This window comes from Citrobacter sp. CF971, assembly GCF_006385635.1.
GTDB lineage: Bacteria > Pseudomonadota > Gammaproteobacteria > Enterobacterales > Enterobacteriaceae > Citrobacter > Citrobacter freundii.
The window spans coordinates 4,043,607-4,064,006 of record NZ_CP041051.1 but is presented as its reverse complement, the minus strand read 5'-3'; the positions used below and the strand labels follow the sequence as shown (position 1 = coordinate 4,064,006).

At 52.8% G+C, this 20,400-nt stretch carries 17 protein-coding genes and 1 tRNA gene; 15 read left to right on the top strand and 3 right to left on the bottom strand.

What is annotated here, in order from left to right; all coding sequences use genetic code 11:
* From recJ to lysS, 3 genes are all read left to right on the top strand, one after another.
* Positions 1 to 1,734, top strand: coding sequence for a single-stranded-DNA-specific exonuclease RecJ (gene recJ / locus E6P06_RS23145; protein ID WP_016150943.1), 1,734 nt, complete (start codon positions 1 to 3; stop codon positions 1,732 to 1,734).
* Positions 1,735 to 1,825: 91 nt separating this feature from the next.
* Positions 1,826 to 2,924, top strand: a protein-coding gene (prfB, locus tag E6P06_RS23140; RefSeq protein ID WP_096878465.1) for a peptide chain release factor 2 whose coding sequence is annotated in 2 segments (ribosomal slippage) — positions 1,826 to 1,900 and positions 1,902 to 2,924 — 1,098 coding nt in all. Because the reading frame shifts where the segments join, the coding sequence is not laid out codon by codon here.
* A gap of 9 nt (positions 2,925 to 2,933) precedes the next feature.
* Entirely contained in the window at positions 2,934 to 4,451 is a 1,518-nt protein-coding gene (gene lysS, locus E6P06_RS23135; protein WP_003026911.1) for a lysine--tRNA ligase, read from the top strand.
* A gap of 77 nt (positions 4,452 to 4,528) precedes the next feature.
* On the opposite strand, the gene idi is transcribed toward lysS, so the two are convergent.
* Positions 4,529 to 5,083 (bottom strand): isopentenyl-diphosphate Delta-isomerase, encoded by a 555-nt coding sequence (gene idi / locus E6P06_RS23130; protein ID WP_139935771.1) that lies wholly within the window; start codon positions 5,081 to 5,083, stop codon positions 4,529 to 4,531.
* Positions 5,084 to 5,249: 166 nt separating this feature from the next.
* Here idi and actS point away from each other — a divergent pair, with 166 nt between their 5' ends.
* Positions 5,250 to 6,008 (top strand): amidase activator ActS, encoded by a 759-nt coding sequence (actS, locus tag E6P06_RS23125; RefSeq protein ID WP_003026902.1) that lies wholly within the window; start codon positions 5,250 to 5,252, stop codon positions 6,006 to 6,008.
* A 79-nt stretch (positions 6,009 to 6,087) separates the two neighbouring features.
* Positions 6,088 to 6,161 (top strand) — tRNA-Gly (locus tag E6P06_RS23120).
* A 32-nt stretch (positions 6,162 to 6,193) separates the two neighbouring features.
* On the opposite strand, the gene E6P06_RS23115 is transcribed toward E6P06_RS23120, so the two are convergent.
* The gene (locus E6P06_RS23115; protein WP_003841001.1) at positions 6,194 to 6,730 is read right to left on the bottom strand and encodes a GNAT family N-acetyltransferase; all 537 of its coding nucleotides are present in this window, start codon (positions 6,728 to 6,730) and stop codon (positions 6,194 to 6,196) included.
* A gap of 816 nt (positions 6,731 to 7,546) precedes the next feature.
* Here E6P06_RS23115 and pgaA point away from each other — a divergent pair.
* The 6 genes from pgaA to E6P06_RS23085 all read left to right on the top strand — a co-directional run bounded on the left by pgaA (position 7,547) and on the right by E6P06_RS23085 (position 14,471).
* The gene (gene pgaA, locus E6P06_RS23110; RefSeq protein ID WP_003840999.1) at positions 7,547 to 10,009 is read left to right on the top strand and encodes a poly-beta-1,6 N-acetyl-D-glucosamine export porin PgaA; all 2,463 of its coding nucleotides are present in this window, start codon (positions 7,547 to 7,549) and stop codon (positions 10,007 to 10,009) included.
* Positions 10,010 to 10,018: 9 nt separating this feature from the next.
* Complete coding sequence (gene pgaB, locus E6P06_RS23105; RefSeq protein WP_003840997.1) at positions 10,019 to 12,040, top strand: poly-beta-1,6-N-acetyl-D-glucosamine N-deacetylase PgaB; 2,022 nt, start codon at positions 10,019 to 10,021, stop codon at positions 12,038 to 12,040.
* Positions 12,037 to 13,371, top strand: a complete 1,335-nt coding sequence (pgaC, locus tag E6P06_RS23100) for a poly-beta-1,6-N-acetyl-D-glucosamine synthase (protein WP_003033859.1) — start codon at positions 12,037 to 12,039, stop codon at positions 13,369 to 13,371. Before pgaB ends, pgaC begins: the two co-directional genes overlap by 4 nt.
* Entirely contained in the window at positions 13,368 to 13,874 is a 507-nt protein-coding gene (gene pgaD / locus E6P06_RS23095; protein ID WP_003840995.1) for a poly-beta-1,6-N-acetyl-D-glucosamine biosynthesis protein PgaD, read from the top strand. Before pgaC ends, pgaD begins: the two co-directional genes overlap by 4 nt.
* A gap of 82 nt (positions 13,875 to 13,956) precedes the next feature.
* Complete coding sequence (yjdI, locus tag E6P06_RS23090; RefSeq protein WP_003033864.1) at positions 13,957 to 14,187, top strand: 4Fe-4S mono-cluster protein YjdI; 231 nt, start codon at positions 13,957 to 13,959, stop codon at positions 14,185 to 14,187.
* Between the two features lie 11 nt (positions 14,188 to 14,198).
* Positions 14,199 to 14,471, top strand: a complete 273-nt coding sequence (locus tag E6P06_RS23085) for a GNAT family N-acetyltransferase (RefSeq protein ID WP_003033869.1) — start codon at positions 14,199 to 14,201, stop codon at positions 14,469 to 14,471.
* A 42-nt stretch (positions 14,472 to 14,513) separates the two neighbouring features.
* Here the strand turns inward: E6P06_RS23085 and E6P06_RS23080 are convergent, their stop codons facing one another.
* A complete protein-coding gene (locus E6P06_RS23080) occupies positions 14,514 to 15,443 on the bottom strand; it encodes a LysR substrate-binding domain-containing protein (protein ID WP_003033874.1) in 930 nt (309 codons plus the stop codon).
* A gap of 390 nt (positions 15,444 to 15,833) precedes the next feature.
* Here E6P06_RS23080 and E6P06_RS23075 point away from each other — a divergent pair, with 390 nt between their 5' ends.
* From E6P06_RS23075 to E6P06_RS23060, 4 genes are all read left to right on the top strand, one after another.
* A complete protein-coding gene (locus E6P06_RS23075; RefSeq protein ID WP_003033877.1) occupies positions 15,834 to 16,439 on the top strand; it encodes an ankyrin repeat domain-containing protein in 606 nt (201 codons plus the stop codon).
* A 126-nt stretch (positions 16,440 to 16,565) separates the two neighbouring features.
* The gene (locus tag E6P06_RS23070) at positions 16,566 to 17,354 is read left to right on the top strand and encodes a DUF2877 domain-containing protein (RefSeq protein ID WP_057102293.1); all 789 of its coding nucleotides are present in this window, start codon (positions 16,566 to 16,568) and stop codon (positions 17,352 to 17,354) included.
* The gene (fdrA, locus tag E6P06_RS23065) at positions 17,332 to 18,879 is read left to right on the top strand and encodes an acyl-CoA synthetase FdrA (protein WP_139935770.1); all 1,548 of its coding nucleotides are present in this window, start codon (positions 17,332 to 17,334) and stop codon (positions 18,877 to 18,879) included. The genes E6P06_RS23070 and fdrA overlap by 23 nt, the downstream gene beginning before the upstream one ends.
* Positions 18,879 to 20,297, top strand: a complete 1,419-nt coding sequence (locus E6P06_RS23060; RefSeq protein WP_139935769.1) for a DUF1116 domain-containing protein — start codon at positions 18,879 to 18,881, stop codon at positions 20,295 to 20,297. The genes fdrA and E6P06_RS23060 overlap by 1 nt, the downstream gene beginning before the upstream one ends.
* The last annotated feature ends 103 nt before the right edge of the window (positions 20,298 to 20,400 follow it).

Below are 20,400 nucleotides of genomic sequence, written 5' to 3'. Positions count from 1 at the left end.
GTGAAACAACAGATACAACTTCGTCGGCGTGAGGCCGACGAGACCGCCGAGCTACCTGCCGACTTGCCGCCACTGCTGCGCCGTTTATACGCCAGCCGTGGTGTACGTAGCGCGCAGGAGCTTGAGCGTAGCGTGAAAGGCATGCTGCCGTGGCAACATTTGAACGGCGTCGAAAAAGCGGTTGAGATCCTCTACAACGCCTTTCGCGAAGGAACCCGAATCATCGTTGTCGGCGATTTTGACGCTGATGGTGCGACCAGCACGGCGCTAAGCATCCTGGCGATGCGCGCGTTGGGCTGCAGTAACGTTGACTACCTGGTGCCAAATCGTTTTGAAGACGGTTATGGTTTAAGCCCGGAAGTCGTTGATCAGGCCCATGCCCGGGGCGCTCAGCTGATTGTCACCGTAGACAACGGCATCTCGTCTCACGCGGGTGTCGAACATGCCAGAACGTTGGGGATCCCGGTCGTTGTGACCGATCACCACCTGCCAGGGGATACGCTGCCGGGCGCAGAGGCAATCATCAATCCTAATCTGCCCGACTGTGAGTTCCCGTCGAAATCGCTGGCAGGCGTTGGTGTAGCCTTCTATCTGATGCTGGCGCTGCGTACTTTCCTGCGTGACAAAGGCTGGTTTGATGAACGCGGCATTGCACCGCCGAACCTGGCAGATTTGCTCGATCTGGTTGCACTTGGCACGGTGGCGGACGTGGTCCCGCTGGATGCCAATAACCGTATTCTGACGTGGCAAGGCTTAAGCCGTATCCGCGCCGGAAAGTGTCGCCCTGGTATTAAAGCGCTGCTGGAGATTTCCAATCGCGACCCCCTAAAGCTGGCAGCCAGTGATTTAGGTTTTGCCCTCGGGCCACGGCTGAATGCGGCGGGCCGTCTGGACGATATGTCCGTTGGTGTGGCGCTGTTGCTGTGCGACAACATTGGCGAAGCGCGTGTGCTGGCCAATGAGCTGGATGCGCTCAACCAGACGCGCAAAGAGATCGAGCAGGGTATGCAGGCCGAAGCACTGACCTTGTGTGAAAAGCTGGAACGCAGTAGCGATACGCTACCGGGCGGCCTGGCAATGTATCATCCCGAGTGGCATCAGGGCGTTGTGGGGATTCTGGCATCGCGTATTAAAGAGCGATTCCATCGTCCAGTGATAGCGTTTGCCCCGGCAGGTGACGGTACTCTCAAAGGATCCGGGCGTTCGATTCAGGGGCTGCACATGCGCGATGCGCTGGAGCGCCTGGACACCCTTTATCCGGGCATGATCCTCAAGTTTGGCGGTCACGCCATGGCGGCGGGTTTATCGCTTGAAGAGGCGCAGTTTGAGCGTTTCCAGCAGCGTTTTGGCGAGCTGGTAACCGAGTGGCTGGATCCTGCCTTACTGCAAGGTGAAGTGGTGTCGGATGGCCCACTGAGCGCGGCGGAGATGACCATGGAGATCGCACAAATGCTGCGCGATGCCGGACCGTGGGGGCAAATGTTCCCGGAACCGCTGTTTGACGGGCATTTCCGTTTGCTCCAGCAGCGTCTGGTCGGTGAGCGTCATCTGAAGGTGATGGTCGAGCCCGTGGGCGGTGGTCCGCTGCTGGACGGTATTGCGTTTAATGTCGATACCACCTGCTGGCCGGACAACGGCGTGCGCGAAGTTCAGCTTGCCTACAAACTGGATATTAACGAGTTTCGCGGCAACCGCAGCTTGCAGATTATAATCGACAATATCTGGCCACTTTAGCGTCACTAATCGCTATAAAAAAGGGCGTGGATTAGTTACAATCCCGCTCTTATCACCGCATTTTGACTAGTCCAATAAAAGAAATCAGACAATGTTTGAAATTAATCCGGTAAATAACCGCATTCAGGACCTCACGGAGCGCTCTGACGTTCTTAGGGGGTATCTTTGACTATGATGCCAAGAAAGAGCGTCTGGAAGAAGTAAACGCCGAGCTGGAACAGCCGGACGTGTGGAACGAACCCGAACGCGCTCAGGCGCTGGGCAAAGAGCGTTCCTCCCTTGAGGCCATCGTTGATACGCTCGATCAGATGAGCCAGGGCCTGGAAGATGTCTCCGGCCTGCTGGAACTGGCTGTAGAAGCCGACGACGAAGAAACCTTTAACGAAGCCGTAGCAGAACTCGATACGCTGGAAGATAAGCTGGCCCAGCTGGAATTTCGTCGTATGTTCTCCGGTGAATATGACAGCGCGGATTGCTATCTCGATATTCAGGCAGGTTCTGGCGGTACGGAAGCGCAGGACTGGGCAAGCATGCTGATGCGCATGTATCTGCGTTGGGCTGAAGCGCGCGGCTTTAAGACTGAAATCATTGAAGAGTCTGAAGGTGAAGTAGCGGGTATTAAATCCGTGACCATCAGAATTGCTGGTGAATATGCGTACGGTTGGCTGCGTACTGAAACCGGCGTACACCGTCTGGTACGTAAGAGTCCGTTCGACTCCGGCGGACGTCGCCATACGTCGTTCAGTTCGGCGTTTGTTTATCCGGAAGTTGACGATGATATTGATATCGATATCAACCCGGCGGACCTGCGTATCGACGTTTACCGTGCCTCCGGTGCAGGCGGTCAGCACGTTAACCGTACGGAATCTGCGGTGCGTATTACCCACATCCCGACCGGGATTGTGACGCAGTGTCAGAACGACCGTTCCCAGCACAAGAACAAAGACCAGGCCATGAAGCAGATGAAAGCGAAGCTTTATGAACTGGAAATGCAGAAGAAGAATGCCGAGAAACAGGCGATGGAAGACACCAAGTCAGATATCGGCTGGGGTAGCCAGATTCGTTCTTATGTCCTTGATGACTCCCGCATCAAAGATCTGCGTACCGGGGTTGAAACCCGTAACACGCAGGCGGTGCTGGATGGCAGCCTGGATCAATTTATCGAAGCAAGTTTGAAAGCAGGGTTATGAGGAACCAACATGTCTGAACAACACGTACAGGGCGCTGACGCGGTAGCCGACCTTAACAATGAACTGAAAACGCGCCGTGAGAAGCTGGCGAGCCTGCGTGAGCAGGGGATCCCGTTCCCGAACGATTTCCGTCGCGATCATACCTCAGACCAACTGCATGCTGACTTCGACGCGAAAGAAAACGAAGAGCTGGAAGCGCTGAACATTGAGGTATCCGTTGCTGGCCGTATGATGACCCGTCGTATTATGGGTAAAGCATCATTCGTTACGCTGCAGGACGTTGGCGGCCGTATTCAGCTGTACGTTGCTCGCGATGACCTGCCGGAAGGCGTCTACAACGAGCAGTTCAAAAAATGGGATCTGGGCGATATCCTCGGCGCGAAAGGTAAGTTGTTCAAGACCAAGACCGGTGAGCTGTCTATCCACTGCACCGAACTGCGTCTGCTGACCAAAGCGCTGCGCCCGCTGCCGGACAAATTCCACGGTCTGCAGGATCAGGAAGCACGCTATCGTCAACGTTACCTGGATCTCATCTCTAACGATGAATCCCGCAATACCTTTAAAGTGCGTTCACAGATTATGGCTGGCATCCGTCAGTTCATGGTTGCTCGCGGCTTTATGGAAGTCGAAACCCCGATGATGCAGGTGATCCCAGGCGGTGCGGCAGCGCGTCCGTTTATCACCCATCATAACGCGCTGGATCTGGACATGTACCTGCGTATCGCGCCGGAACTTTACCTCAAGCGTCTGGTGGTTGGCGGCTTCGAACGCGTATTCGAAATTAACCGTAACTTCCGTAACGAAGGCATCTCTGTTCGCCATAACCCAGAGTTCACCATGATGGAACTCTACATGGCTTATGCGGACTACAAAGATCTCATCGAACTGACTGAATCTCTGTTCCGTACGTTGGCGCAGAACGTTCTGGGAACGACTGAAGTGCCTTACGGTGAAGAAGTCTTCGACTTCGGTAAGCCGTTTGAAAAACTGACCATGCGCGAAGCGATTCAGAAATACCGTCCGGAAACCAACATGGCCGATCTGGATAACTTCGACTCTGCAAAAGCGATTGCTGAATCTATCGGCATCAAAGTTGAGAAGAGCTGGGGTCTGGGCCGTATTGTGACCGAGATCTTTGAAGAAGTTGCAGAAGCGCACCTGATTCAACCAACCTTCATTACCGAGTATCCGGCAGAAGTTTCTCCGCTGGCGCGTCGTAATGACGAAAACCCGGAAATCACCGATCGCTTCGAATTCTTCATCGGCGGACGTGAGATCGGTAACGGCTTCAGCGAGCTGAACGATGCCGAAGATCAGGCGCAGCGTTTCCAGGATCAGGTTAACGCCAAAGATGCGGGTGATGACGAAGCGATGTTCTACGACGAAGACTACGTTACCGCTCTGGAACACGGTCTGCCGCCGACTGCGGGTCTGGGCATTGGTATCGACCGTATGGTTATGCTGTTCACCAACAGCCACACCATCCGTGACGTGATCCTGTTCCCGGCGATGCGCCCGGTTAAGTAAGATGTGAAATGCCGGATGGCGGCTGACGCCTTATCCGGCCTACGATTCGTAATGTAGGCCAGATAAACGTAGCGCCATCAGGCAATAAATTGTTGGCAGTAATTCTGCAACAGCGCACGCGCTTCTTTGTTTGCAACCTGCATTACCATCCACGGACTGAAAGCCCACGGCGTCGCGTCAATCCCGCTTAAGACATCCTCAAGATTGCTCCACTGGCAATCCATCACTTCATCTGGGTTTAGCTGTAGCTCACTGACGATATGTGCGGCATAAACCGGACATACTTCGTTTTCAACTATTCCACTCGGGTCCGTGGCGCGATAACGAAAGTCAGCGTATACGGGGTTGAGCAAGTCGATGTCTGCACCCAGTTCGAAGCGAGCCCGGCGGACAATAGCGGCTTCGTTGGTTTCACCCAACTGCGGGTGACCGCAGACAGAGTTGGTCCAGACACCTGGCCAGGCTTTTTTGTGCAGCGAGCGGCGGGTGACCAGCAGTTGGCCCTGCTCGTTAAATATCCAGCACGAGAAAGCGGAGTGCAGGGGTGTTGTGGCGGTATGCGCCGCATACTTTTCCAGCGTTCCGCAGGGTTGGTCCTGCTCATTCAATAAAATGACATGTTCCTGTCGCATAGCGTCCACCATCAATCTTAAGCACTCACATTATATGCTTAATTAAGTCAGAGTGATTAACAGAGGGTGTGAAATGCCAGAGCCGCCGGTTCGTTGCGCGATATGATTTGGCATCCGGTTTCTGGCTGCTATGATAAAGCGTCTGAAAATGTTGCGAGGTATTGTTTTGAGTGCAGGACGCCTGAAGAAAAATGGCCTGGGTATCGTGATGCTGCTGTGTGTCGGTCTGCTGTTAGCGGGCTGTTCCGGGAGCAAGTCGTCTGATACAGGAAGTTATTCCGGCTCCGTGTATACCGTGAAGCGGGGAGATACGCTATACCGTATTTCGCGCGCCACCGGTACCAGTGTGAAAGAGATCGCTCGCCTGAATAATATTTCACCGCCCTATACCATTGAAGTGGGGCAAAAGCTGAAGGTCAGCGGCGGCGCGAAAACCAGTTCTGGATCTGGCAAAACAACCAAGAAATCCTCAACCAAAACGGCGGCAGTCAGACCATCTTCTTCTGTGCCGCAGTCGTCCTGGCCACCAGTAGGGCAACGTTGCTGGCAGTGGCCTGCCAGCGGTAAGGTGATCCTGCCTTATTCTACGGCGGACGGCGGCAATAAGGGCATCGATATCTCGGCTGCGCGCGGTACGCCGATTTATGCGGCCGGAGCAGGGAAGGTGGTTTATGTCGGTAATCAGCTGCGGGGCTACGGTAATCTCATCATGATTAAGCACAGTGAGGACTACATCACTGCGTATGCGCATAATGACACCATGCTGGTGAACAACGGTCAAAACGTGAAGGCCGGGCAGAAGATAGCGACGATGGGCAGCTCGGATGCGACGACGGTGCGCCTGCATTTCCAAATCCGCTACCGGGCAACGGCTATCGATCCACTGCGTTATTTACCGCCGCAGGGGAGTAAGCCAAAATGCTGACGGTGAATTAATCGCCAGTCAGTCGGTTAGTCCCTTGCCAAGAAGAGCGTAAGGTTTATAATCCCTTACGCACTTCAATGCGGGCGTAGTTCAATGGTAGAACGAGAGCTTCCCAAGCTCTATACGAGGGTTCGATTCCCTTCGCCCGCTCCAAAACTCTCTCCTGTAGTTATTCTTTATAAATGTTAAATAGCGACACCGAAATCCGGTGGCAGTGTGCTGTTACCTTCACCCAGATTACGTTGTAGCAATACCGTGTCGAGCCATAGTCCATGTTTGAAGCCGATGTTTTTCAGTGTGCCGATTTCCGTAAATCCGGCCTGCTGATGGACTTTTAACGATCCCTGATTATTGCTGTCGCCGACGATGGCAATCAGTTGCCGATAGCCCTGTGCTTCAGCCCAGCCGATCACATGACGCAGTAAAGCTTTTCCTACACCCTGACGCTGAGCCGTTGGAGCAATATAAATCGAATCCTCAAGGGTATAGCGGTAGGCATAACGCTCGCGATAGCGGGTGAGGTAGCAATACCCGATGACCTTACCTTCCTGTAGCGCGACGACCCACGGCAGCCCGAGGCTGCGGATTTTTTCCAGACGAGCAAACATCTGGTGAGCATCCGGCGGGTCGGTTTCAAAGCTGCCGGTACCGTGAAGAACATGATGTGCATAAATATCGCGTATGGCGGGGATGTGCTTTTCTTCTGCGTTAACGATTTTCATTGACCGGCTCCCATTGGCGTCTTTGCCCAGATTACCTGAAAGACTGAGGGGAAGGTAAGTGCAAAAAATTATGCTTCGAACAGTTGCTTGCAATGCTAATAGGCTTTCATATTGTAAGGGGAAATAATTGATTGTGGTTGATGTTGTCAATAATACGCAAGGTTGGTAAATACATTAACGCGCAGAGTAATACACAATTATTCGTGCACGTCTTCGAGCGTGTATCCAAATACCAATTATGGTAGGTTTCGAAAAATGATGAAGAAAGTTATTTGATTTCAATGTGTTGTTTCTGTATCTAATTCTTCTTGCGCCTGTACTCTTATTTTCATTTCATTGGCCCTGTTTGAGCCCTAAAAATTAAGTTATATTTTGTTGTTTGCAGAGAGCCTATTATCAGATTTTTCTCTATTCATCTCTCAAAATAGTTACCATGCAAACAGTTGCGCGGTGTAGCTATGCTAACCAGCAATAGTAAGCATCGTCACATTATGTCACCGGGCAAACTTTGTTTAAATCCAGAATTCAATCCCAAGAGTATTAGGATTATTTAGTCTAAAATACTTTTTTGACTAAGACTTTTCTTATTACGTAGCCATGAACTACATGGAGTGATAAAATTCCCGAGTTTATGCCTCCTGCTCAACGATTAGAGGACGCGGTGCGGGTAGTCAATAAGACGAAAGAATTAATTGCTTTATAACCCTATTACGAAATAAGCGGCAGTGCATCTTACATGGTCGGCAATCGTCAGGGATTGACCTTAACTTATTGAAAACGCTTATTTTTACTCTGATGTAAGATATAAGGGCAGATATGTTCAGTATGCGTCGACATGCCAACTTCATTAAACGTTTTAAGTCCGTAAGCTGTTTATTTACGGCCAGCATTCTTTTCCCTATGCAAATCTCTGCTGCGGTATCTGATTATGATGCTTTGGTTATTGAAGCGCGGGGGGGGAATAGTGCGCCGCTATTGCGCTACCTTGAGGATCAGGGAAAGAAAAGCGCGCTAACGCCAAACCAGGTTGCCGACTGGCTGCAAGTTTCTAGTTGGGTTGAGAACAACGATAAAACAACAATTGAAATCTGGCAGCGGTATCGTGGTCAGATGGATGTGCCTGCACGGGGAAAAGTCGCCGCAGCGCGTGCGTATCGTAACCAGAAAAACTGGAATGATTCATTGGCGGTGTGGGAACGCGTTTTACAGGAAGAACCTGATAACGTGGATGTACGCACCGGCTGGATAATGACGCTGGCAGATGCGCGCTACAATCAGCAAGCCCTTACCGAAGCGAATAAATGGGCTCAGGCGCATCCGGGGGCTGATTCCGATGCGCTACTTGCCTATGTCTATCACTCTCAGGGGAAAAACTGGGACGCGCTGTTGGTTGCCAGCCAGGCGGATGACGTCGATCCTGGCAACAAAAATGCAAAATCCACGCTGCTGTCTGCGCTGTCAGCGAACCGTGTTTCCGGACCAGCCTTAAATATGGCGGAAGTCGTACCCACGGCAGATCCGGTGAAGCGTCGCCTTGAGCTTGATGCGGCGGCTGAAATGGTCCGATCCTCTTATACGTCCGCACGTAATGAAGAAGAACGTTTTATCGTAGCAGATAAAGCGCTGGCCCGTTATGACCAGTTGTTGGCGGCCTGGAAAGATGAGCCGTCTGCGCAGAATGATGTCCGCCGGGCGAGAATAGACCGTATGGGTGCCCTATTGGTGCGTAAACGTACTGCCGAAGTGATCGAGGAATATGAGTCCCTTTCCGCAAGCGGCGAAGTACCAAACTACGCAAAACGTTGGGTGGCATCAGCATGGTTAAGCGAGCGTCAGCCGGAAAAAACCGAAGCGATGTTGGCGAGCATCTACTACCCGAATGGGCCTATTCCGGTGACGCCGCTCAGTCCAGAGGATCAACAAGATCTGTTCTATGCACACATTGATAATGAAAACTTCGATGCTGCCAAAAAACAAGTCGATGATTTGATCAAAGAAAGTCCGTATCTGCGGCGTATCTATGGCTCGCCAACGCCGCAGCCTAACGATAACTGGCTGCTCGGACAGTCGCTGCTGACGCAATATCATATCGCTGCCAATGAACTGCCAGAGGCAGAAAAGCTCGCAGAGCATCTGGCACGAACAGGCTCCGGTAACCAGGGACTGCGCATTTCCTATGCCTCTGTGCTTGAAGCGCGTGGATTGCCGCATGCGGCGGAGAAAGAGCTTAAGCTGGCGGAAGTGATTGAGCCAAGCAACCTGGAGCTGGAGCGTCAGCAGGCTTACGTTGCGCTGGATCTCCAGGAATGGAAGCAGGTCGATGAACTGACGGATGACGTTATTGCCCGTAGCCCGGATGATGAAGCGACGCTGCGCCTCGCGCGTATTCGTGATGTCCACAAAATGTCGGAAGTGCGCATTAGCGGCACGCAGGGGATCTCGTCCGATAGCCCGGTCAGCGGTAAGAATGACTTCAACATCAACACGGCTATTTACAGTCCGCCGATTAATGACAACTGGCGACTGTTTACTGGATTCAACTTCGCTACCGGTGAATTTGAGGAAGGGAAGGGCATCAGCCGCGATCTGGCGGCGGGTGCAGAATGGACTTCCCGTGATTACTGGGCGGAAATGGAAGTGTCTGGCCGAAATTATGGCGATGGTCAGAAGATTGGTGGGCGTCTATCCGGCTGGCATGACTTTAATGACAACTGGCGCGTAGGCGGTTCGGCCGAGCGCTTGTCGCGTAATACGCCATTGCGCGCGCTGCGTAGCGGTGTGTATGCCAACGGCGGCGATATGTTCGTTCGCTGGTATCAAAACGAACGACGTGAATATCAACTGTCGTTTGCTGCATCACATTTCTCAGACGGTAACGATCGCATCGAATACGGACTCAGCGGAAAAGAGCGCATCTGGACCACGCCTCGCTTCACGCTGGACTTTACGCCGGGCATTGGCGGGAGCACCAACACCAAAGAGAATGTGCCGTATTACAACCCGAAGAGTGATTTTTCGGTTGTCCCTGGCCTGAGCGCAGAGCAGGTTCTTTACCGCCACTATGATACCGTCTGGACGCAGCAAGGTCTGGCAGGCGTAGGTGGCTACTGGCAGCAAGGTGAAGATGCAGGCGCTATCGTCCAGGTAGGATACGGACAACGGCTTAAATGGAACAACGTCGTAGATGGCGGGGTGATGCTGATTTGGGATAAACGCCCCTATGACGGTAAACGTGAGCGGAATATCTCCCTCGCTTTCGATTTAAATGTCAGGTTTTAAGGATTGTTCATGCTGAAAAGATGCCTGTGGCTTAGCGCATTAATCGCTGGCTGGTTGATGATTACCGCGTGCAGCAGCGCGCACAATACAACGCCTCGCTATGTTCCTCCTGGGGAGAGAACACCGCTGACGGCGGATCATCAGTGGCCGAAAAATAGTTTCCTGGTACTGGGTTATCACGATGTTGAAGATGGTGCTGCCGACCAGCGTTACCTCTCCGTGCGTACCAGCGCGTTGAGCGACCAAATGGCCTGGCTGCGTGATAATGGCTATCAGCCGATCAGCGTGCAGCAAATTCTGGATGCCCATGACGGTAAAATTGTACTGCCGGAAAAAGCGGTATTACTCACCTTTGATGACGGGTATAGCAGTTTTTATACCCGCGTCTGGCCATTGCTGAAAGCCTACAACTGGCCTGCGCTCTGGGCGCCAGTAGGCAGTTGGGTTGATGCGCCAGCCAACAAAAAAGTCGATTTTGGCGGCTTAATGACAGCGCGAGATAAATTCGCGACCTGGAAAATGGTCGAAGAAATGGGGAAATCGCCGTTGGTGGAAGTCGGTGCGCACACCTGGAACTCGCACTTTGGCGCTGAGGCCAATCCACAGGGGAGTAAAGAGCCAGCTGTAGCGAACCGCCTGTATGATAAGAAAACCGGCACTTACGAAACGGACGAACAGTACACGCGACGTATAAACACGGATATTTCTCTGATCACTAACAAGATAAAATCGGTGACAGGGAAATCGCCGCGCGCGTGGGTATGGCCGTACGGCGCAGCCAACGGCACGACGTTAAACCTGGCCAAAGAGCATGGCTATAAGATGGCCTTTACGCTTAATGAAGGGTTGGCGAATGCCGCGTTTCTCGATGATATTCCGCGCGTGCTGATCTCTGATAACCCATCCCTTAAGCGCTTTGCCAGTCAGGTCGCTCAGGTCCGTGAGCCACAGACAATGCGCGTGATGCATGTCGATCTGGATTACGTGTATGACAAGGACCCTGCTCAGCAGAAGCGAAATATCGATAAGCTGATCCAGCGCGTTTATGACATGCGTATTTCTCATGTCTTCCTGCAGGCGTATGCCGATCCGCAAGGCGACGGGAATATTCGTGAGGTCTATTTCCCCAACCGCTGGCTGCCGATGCGTGCCGATCTCTTTAACTATATCTCCTGGCAATTACAAACGCGGGCAGGGGTGACGGTATATGCCTGGATGCCGGTTCTGGCGTTCGATCTCGACGCGTCTATTCCACGCGTAACCGCATGGGATCCGAAAACGGGACGTACTGCTATCAATCACGAGAACTATGTCCGCCTTTCACCCTGGAGCAGCGAAGCGCGTCAGCGCATCACTGAAATCTATGAAGACCTGGCGAAGCACGCCAGTTTCAAAGGTATTTTGTTTCATGACGATGCTTTCCTGACGGACTTTGAAGATGCGTCACCGGATGCGTTAGCCGCCTACCGTGCCGCAGGGCTTCCGGGCAGTATCGAGCAAATACGTAATAATCCTCAGGCGTTCGAGCGCTGGACGCGCCTGAAAAGTAAGATGCTGATCGACTTCACCAAACAGCTGACCCAGTCTGTGCGTAATATTCGCGGTCCACAGGTGCAAACTGCGCGCAATATTTACGCCATGCCGGTACTGGAGCCTGAAAGTGAAGCCTGGTTTGCACAAAACCTGAATGATTTCCTCAATACCTATGACTGGACGGCGCCGATGGCGATGCCATTCATGGAACAGATCCCGGCCAATGATGCCAACGCATGGCTTGACCGACTGGTGAATGCCGTTGCACAAAACCCTGGGGCGCTGGATAAAACCGTGTTTGAACTGCAGGCACGAGACTGGCGTAAATCCGGGGATCAGGCTGAAATCAGCGGAAAACAAATAGCCGAATGGATGCGCCAGCTGAAATTAAGCGGTGCAGGTAACTACGGCTATTACCCGGATGATTTCATCAGCGACAAACCTGAGATGTCAGAGATTCGCTCGACGTTCTCCTCATACTGGTATCCGCAAAAATGACCGATCGCATTATTGCTTTCCTGATACTTTGCCTGATGTTCAGCCTGCCGTTTGGCGTGGCTGTCATCTTTACAGGTGAAGTGATGTTGAACTTCGTCTTCTTCTGGCCTTTGTTCATGTCTGCTTTGTGGATAAGCGGCGGAGTCTATTTCTGGTTTTACCGTGAACGTCACTGGAAATGGGGAGATGACACGCCACCACCGACCCTGCCGGGGAATCCACTGGTTTCTATTCTGATCCCCTGTTTTAACGAAGGGATCAACGCGCGTGAAACCATTGAGGCCGCACTGGCACAGCGATATAAGAATATCGAAGTGATTGCCATCAACGATGGTTCAACGGATGACACTCACGACGTGCTGGAACAACTGGCAGTGGAATACCCCAGCCTGCGGGTGATTCATCTGGCTGAAAACCAGGGCAAAGCGCTGGCGCTCAAGACTGGTGCGGCCGCGGCGCGCAGCGATTACCTGGTGTGCATTGATGGCGATGCGTTACTGGATCGTGATGCCGTTGCCTATATTGTGGCTCCGCTGATCCAGTTCCCGCGTGTTGGCGCAGTGACGGGGAACCCGCGTATTCGAACCCGCTCTACGTTAATCGGCCGTGTGCAGGTCGGTGAGTTCTCTTCCATTATCGGTTTAATTAAGCGTACTCAGCGAGTCTATGGGCAGATCTTTACCGTTTCAGGCGTAGTTGCGGCGTTTCGTCGTCGCGCGCTGGCCGAGGTCGGTTACTGGAGCCCGGACATGATCACTGAAGATATCGATATCAGTTGGAAGCTGCAATTGCGCCACTGGTCGGTATTCTTTGAGCCGCGCGCACTGTGTTGGATCCTGATGCCTGAAACGTTAAAAGGGTTGTGGAAGCAGCGTTTGCGCTGGGCGCAGGGTGGTGCAGAGGTGTTTATCGTTAACATGCGTCGTCTGTGGTCGTGGGAGTTCCGTCGCATGTGGCCGCTGTTTCTTGAGTTTTGTTTTTCTACCGCCTGGTCGTTTGCCTATGCGATCAGTATCGTGCTGTTCCTGTTAGGGCTGATGATCCCGATGCCGGACTCGCTGTATGTGCAGCATCTGTTCCCGCCAGCCTTTACCGGACTTATCCTCGGCGTGGTGTGCTTGCTGCAGTTTGCGGTGAGCCTGATGATTGAACGACGTTATGAAAAAGGCATTGGCGCCTCGTTGTTCTGGATTATCTGGTTCCCGGTGGTGTACTGGATGCTAAGCCTGTTCACCACGCTGGTCGCGTTCCCGAAAGTGATGCTTAAACGCAAACGCGGCAGAGCGCGTTGGGTGAGTCCTGACCGTGGAATTGGGAGGATCGAATCGTGAATCAGCCACTGATCTTTACGGAGCGGCGTCTGCTGCCTCGCATTATCGATGTGTTGTTGACGCTCATCGCCTGGGTTGGTTTCTTATACCTGATCTATAAAGGATTGATCACGGCCCTGGCGCATTCACCGTATATGGGGGTGCGACCCTTTTTCACCACGCTGGATACGGTCACGTTTTATATCCTTGTCGCCCTGGTCAACGGCCTGGTGCTGATTGGCTGGGCTAAGTACAACCAGTTTCGTTTTCGGGTGGAACGCCGCAGTCGCAGACCCGGGCTGGAAGACCATGAGCTGGCAGAAAGTTTGCGTATTACCCGGGAGCTGGTTACGGAACTGAACAAGGCGAGGGTGCTGACGGTCCACCATCATGAGAATGGCGAAATCAGTCATATCGATGTGGATAGGGATATTGCCGATAACCGCCTCCCGCCGCCAACGCCTGCGATGCTGGAGTATTTGCCACCAGAGCAGCAGCCGTTGTTGCAGAAAAGGCCCGAGTGATATTTCTGCTTTCAGCAGCTTCCTTCAGCCTCGCATAGGTCTATGATTAGACCCAGACAATAAAAAAATGTGAGGCAATGTCGTGGATAAGGAACTACTGGATGCAGGTTACCGGGCCTATACCGGCGAGAAGATTGACGTCTATTTCAACACGGCGATATGTCAGCATTCGGGCAATTGCGTGCGGGGAAGCGCGAAACTGTTTAACCTGAAACGTAAACCGTGGATCATTCCGGATGAAGTGGATGTCGAGACGGTCATCAAGGTCATCGATACCTGTCCGAGCGGTGCGCTGAAATATCGCCAGAAATGAGTGAGGGGACCATGGAAATTCTTGCAGGCCACAACAAGTTTTATGTCAATGATGCTGAGGGCAACCAGGTTGCCGAGATAGTATTTGTGCCGACGGGCGAGCATCTGAGCATCATTGAACATACCGATGTCGACCCCAGCCTGAAAGGTCAGGGCGTCGGCAAACAGCTGGTGGCGAAAGTGGTAGAGAAGATGCGCGCTGAAAACCGCAAAGTTATTCCGCTGTGCCCGTTTGCCAAACATGAATTTGATAAAACCCGCGAGTACGACGATATCCGCGCCTGATCATCTTATGTGTACCGGAAGGTATAACAGCCATCCGGTTCATCACTCCCGATGCAGCAGATCCTGATAAATCCCCGTCAGTATCCCTTGTGGCCCAAACTCTTTTTTAATCCACTGAGTAACACGACCAGTTGCCGAATGCTGGGTTGCCAACAGCATTCGTGAATCCTGACGCGGGTTGTGGATCTGCCGCGTCACCAGCAACGACTTTTCCATCGCCTCGCGCACCATGTAGTCCGGCAGAAAACCGATGCCTTCACCCAGGATCTGGCACTGGCACTTGGTATTAAAATCGGGAACCAGAATCGACTCCTGTCCGTGTAACAGCCAGCCGACCTTCTTGTTGATGGTGTGTGCGGTGTCTTCCACCATGATGTTCGGGTACAGGCGTAACTGGCTCTCAGAAATGGGTTCCGGCATAAAGGCGAGGGGATGATCCGGGGCAATCGCAAACGACCAACGGATCGCGCCGATCTCGGTGTAATCAATTCCGCCGCCATCCAGTAACGTATCGGGTGCGCCAATGGCGATATTAGCCAGGTTGTTGATGATCGAATCCCAGACGCCGTTATACACCTCGGTGGTGACGGTTATCTGGCAGGTTGGAAACTGTTTCTTGAGTACCTGCAGCAGCCGCGCTGTATGTTGAGGGGTATACAACAGCTGGTTAATGCAGATGCGTACCCGGGCTTCAATGCCCTGAGCGATGGTATCAATACTGCGCTTGATGGCGTGGAAATCGTTGAGCAGGTCGGTCGCCTTGCGAAACAGGTAGCGCCCGGACTCGGTCAGTTCAATACTGCGAGTACTGCGGGTAAACAGCACCACGTCGAGACCCATTTCCATGCGCTTAATGGTGTAACTAATTGCCGATGTGGTTAAGCCAAGCTCTTCAGCCGCCTTGCTAAAGCTGCTGTAGCGGGCAGCCATCGTAAACGCCAGTAGGTTTTCCTCGGTAAATATTGAATTCATCTTTCTCCCCTCCGGCGACAATGCGCATCCGCAACACGATGATTGTTGAATGTATTTGTAATCCTTATACAGAGCAATCAGTTTTGAACAAAATTTAACACTAGTTTTACATTTGATTTGAAGGCAATCACACTTCTGTATTTTAATTGCAGGCCGCTATCCGTGCAGCATACCGCCTGATTCACCGGACTACTGATTAGTGGCTAAAAGGGCCCCAGCCATAAGGGAAAGATTGCACTACAGCACGTTTTGTTCTCATTGTTAAAATTGATTCAATAATCGATGCGCTTACGATGAATGAAATTTAAGCGGATGTTATTCTCTGTACTCTGTTGCTATTCTCAGGTTATCGGATATTTAAAAAGTCTAAAAAACTGCAGGAGAGCGATTATGTCAGAGAAAGAACTCATTACTGAATTTCTGCTGGCGGCAGAACAGGGCAATGCCGATGGATTAAAATCCTGTCTGGCAAAAAATGTGGATATTAATGCCACTAACCGCCAGGGGCGTACTGCCATTATTATTGCCAGCCTGAATAAACATTATGACTGTGTTTCTTTATTGATTGCTGAGGGTGCCGATATTAATAAACAAGATCAAACTTGTTTTAACCCCTTTCTGATTAGCTGCCTGACGAATGATTTAACGCTGTTGCGTACGGTATTACCGGCTAACCCCGACCTTAATTGTCTGAGCCGTTTTGGCGGTGTCGGTATTACGCCAGCCAGCGAAAAAGGCCATGTCGAGATCGTGCGTGAGCTGCTGCTGCGTACCGATATCAATGTCAACCATACTAATTTTGTTGGCTGGACGCCGCTCCTGGAAGCCATCGTACTTAATGACGGTGGCGCGAAGCAGCAGGAGATCGTTAAGCTGCTGCTCGACCATGGCGCAAATCCGCACATGACGGATAAATACGGTAAAACCCCGCTGGAACTGGCGCGAGAGAAAGGGTACCACGAAATTGCCGAGCTGCTGATTGCGGCCGGAGCCTGACACAGGAGCGCCATTATCGCTACGCCATCACGGCGATGCGTACGGGCGCTAACCGCAGACAGCGCGTTTCTCACGTTCCGGGGAACGGGACGGGTTGAACAGGTTTTTTCCCACGCGGTAAACCTGTTGATACCTGAACAGCAGCGGCTGCTGACGTTACTGAGTGAAGATTGTGATAACGCACCTAACAGCTGTCGGCTGGCGCTGACGCATTGTGAAGACCTGTTTCACCCCGGTGAGCTGGTCAATTTTAGCGGGTCGGGAATAGTTGTTGGCAATGATAAATGGATAGAAACCGCCGGTTGCCTGCTGTGGCGAATACCACGGTGGACATCTGATGCAGCAAGTCTTGCCGCAGTCGGCTGGCAGCATTGGGAAGAGGTTATCCGCCAACAGCTAAGAAGCGACGACACATTATTTCTGTATCAGGGTGACAATCCGTTTTTTCAGGAAATCACCCGTCAATTACACAACCGCCGACAAACATTACTGACGGCGTTGCGTACAGGAGAAAATATCTCTACAGCGGTCAGCCATTTAATTGGTCTGGGGATTGGTCTGACGCCCTCATCGGATGATTATTTAGTGGGCCTAAGCACTATTCTATTTATTCCCGGGCATCCGCTGAGGAAATATCGTGAAGATTTTTTAGCAGCTTTACAATGTGCCGGAAATAATACGACGCTACTCAGCAAAATAACGTTAGAGGAAGCTTTTCATCAGCGTTATCGGGAAAGCGTTGGACGGCTGCTGAACCAATTTATTACTGAGCAAAAACCCGTTTCTACGCAATATATTACTGACATTAAAAATATTGGCTCAAGTTCTGGCTGCGACATGCTGTATGGCATGGCGGATGCCTGCGCCCTGAGCCACAGGTCTGGAGGGAATTATGTCGATCAGGATAGTTGTTAAAAAGAACACGTATTTTGATTCTGTCTCACTGATGTCTATCTCCACGCGCGCAAATAAGCTCGATGGTGTTGAGCAGGCGTTTGTGGCTATGGCGACAGAAATGAATAAGGGCGTGCTGAAGAATCTCGGCCTGCTCACGCCTGAGCTGGAAGAGGCGAAGAGTGGCGATCTGATGATTGTCATTAAAGGCGCGAGCGACGAAGCAAACGCGCAAACGCTGGTGGCGATTGACGATCTGTTTACGCATAAAGAGCAGGGTGGCCAGCACGAAGCGCGCTATGCCACGCTCGCCAGCGCGAAGAAGCACGTTTCCGACAGCAACCTGGCGGTGATCTCGGTCAATGGCCTGTTTGCCGCGCGTGAAGCGCGTCAGGCGCTGCAAAATAACCTCAACGTGATGTTGTTCTCTGACAACGTCTCTCTTGAAGACGAGCTGACGCTTAAGCAACTGGCGCACGAAAAAGGACTGTTGATGATGGGGCCAGACTGCGGAACCGCCATCATTAACGGCGCGGCGCTGTGTTTTGGCAACGCAGTGCGTCGCGGCAACATCGGAATTATTGGTGCGTCCGGTACCGGTAGCCAGGAGCTGAGCGTACGCATTCACGAGTTTGGCGGCGGAATTTCTCAACTGATTGGCACCGGTGGACGCGATCTGAGTGAGAAGATTGGCGGCCTGATGATGCTTGACGCGATTGGCATGCTGGAGGCCGATCCGCAAACTGAGATCATCGCGCTTATCTCCAAACCTCCTGCGCCAGCGGTGGCGCGCAAGGTGCTGGAACGTGCACGCGCCTGTCATAAGCCCGTGGTGGTGTGTTTCCTCGGACGTGAAGCCGCGCCTGCGGATGAAAAAGGCCTACAGTTTGCCCGCGGTACTAAAGAGGCGGCGTTGAAAGCGGTACTGCTGACCGGCGTGAAAAAAGAGAGCCTGGATCTGCATCCGCTCAACTGGCCGCTGATTGAAGAGGTTCGCGCCCGTCTGACCCCGCAACAAAAGTACATCCGTGGCTTGTTCTGCGGTGGCACGTTGTGCGATGAGGCGATGTTTGCTGCCATGGAAAAACATGCCGAAGTTTACAGCAACATTCATCCGGATCCGGCGTTCCGCCTGCAAGATCTCAACCGCAGCGTGGCGCATACCTTCCTCGATTTCGGTGATGACGATTTTACCAACGGTAAACCGCACCCGATGATCGATCCCACCAACCGCATTAGTCGTCTGTTGCAGGAAGCGCGCGATCCTGAAGTCGGCGTGATCGTGATGGACTTCGTCCTTGGTTTTGGATCGCATGAAGATCCGGTTGGCGTGATGCTCGACGCGATCGTTGAAGCCAAAGCGATCGCCGCCGCAGACGGTCGTCCGCTTGAGATTCTCGGCTATGTGCTGGGAACCGATCTTGATACGCCGTCGCTGGAAAAACAATGTCAGATGCTGACTGATGCGGGCGTTATCTGGGCGAGCAGTAGCACCAACACCGGATTGCTGGCGCGTGAATTTATCTGTAAAGGGGAGGAAGCCTGATGAGCCAGACACTGTTTAACCAGCCGCTGAATGTGATTAATGTCGGTATCGCGATGTTCAGCGATGACCTGAAAAAGCAGAACGTTCCCGTGACCCAGCTCGACTGGACGCCGCCGGGCCAGGGCAACATGCAGGTGGTTGCTGCACTGGACGAGATTGCCGATTCGCCGCTGGCAGACAAAATCGCTGCCGCTAACCAGCAGGCGCTGGAACGTATTATCCAGTCGCATCCGGTGCTGATTGGCTATGACCAGGCAATCAATGTCGTGCCGGGGATGACCCGCAACACCATCCTGCACGCCGGGCCGCCAATCCGCTGGGAAAAAATGTGCGGTGCAATGAAGGGCGCGGTAACCGGGGCGCTGGTGTTTGAAGGACTGGCGAAAGATCTGGATGAAGCTGCCGAACTGGCCTCCTCGGGTGAAATTATCTTCTCACCATGTCACGAGCATGACTGCGTTGGCTCGATGGCGGGTGTGACGTCAGCGTCGATGTTTATGCACATCGTTGAGAACAAAACCTACGGCAACCGCGCATATACCAATATGAGCGAGCAGATGGCGAAGATCCTGCGTATGGGCGCGAACGATCAGAGCGTTATTGATCGTCTGAACTGGATGCGTGATGTGCTGGGACCGATGCTGCGCGACGCCATGAAGCTGGCGGGAGAAATAGACTTGCGCCTGATGCTGGCGCAGGCGCTGCACATGGGCGATGAGTGTCATAACCGCAATAACGCCGGGACGGCGCTGCTGATTCAGGCGCTGACGCCGTGGATTATTCAGACCGGCTATCCCGTTGAGCAGCAGCGTGAGGTGTTCGAGTTCGTCCTCAGCAGCGATTACTTCTCCGGACCGACCTGGATGGCGATGTGTAAAGCCGCAATGGACGCCGCCCACGGCATTGAATACAGCACCGTGGTGACGACGATGGCGCGAAACGGCGTTGAGTTCGGTCTGCGCATCAGCGGCTTACCGGGTCAGTGGTTTACCGGTCCGGCGCAGCAGGTGATTGGCCCGATGTTTGCAGGCTACAAGCCGGAAGATTCCGGACGTGATATTGGCGATAGCGCGATCACCGAAACCTACGGCATTGGCGGTTTCGCCATGGCGACGGCACCGGCCATCGTGGCACTGGTGGGTGGTACGGTCGAAGAGGCCGTTGATTTCTCTCGCCAGATGCGTGAAATCACTCTCGGCGAAAACCCCAACGTCACCATTCCACTGCTGGGTTTTATGGGCGTACCGACTGCTATCGATATTACGCGCGTGGGCAGCACCGGCATTCTGCCGGTGATTAACACCGCCATTGCGCACAAAGACGCGGGGATCGGCATGATCGGCGCCGGAATAGTCCACCCGCCGTTCGCCTGTTTTGAAAAGGCGATCCTCAACTGGCGCGACCGCTACTGCCAATAACAACAATCGGGGCTAACGCGGTTAGCCCCACAGTAGCGAAGCGAAAAACGTTGCTTACCTGCAGGGCTGGGCGATCTCCGCGATCGCAAACGATGCTTAACCT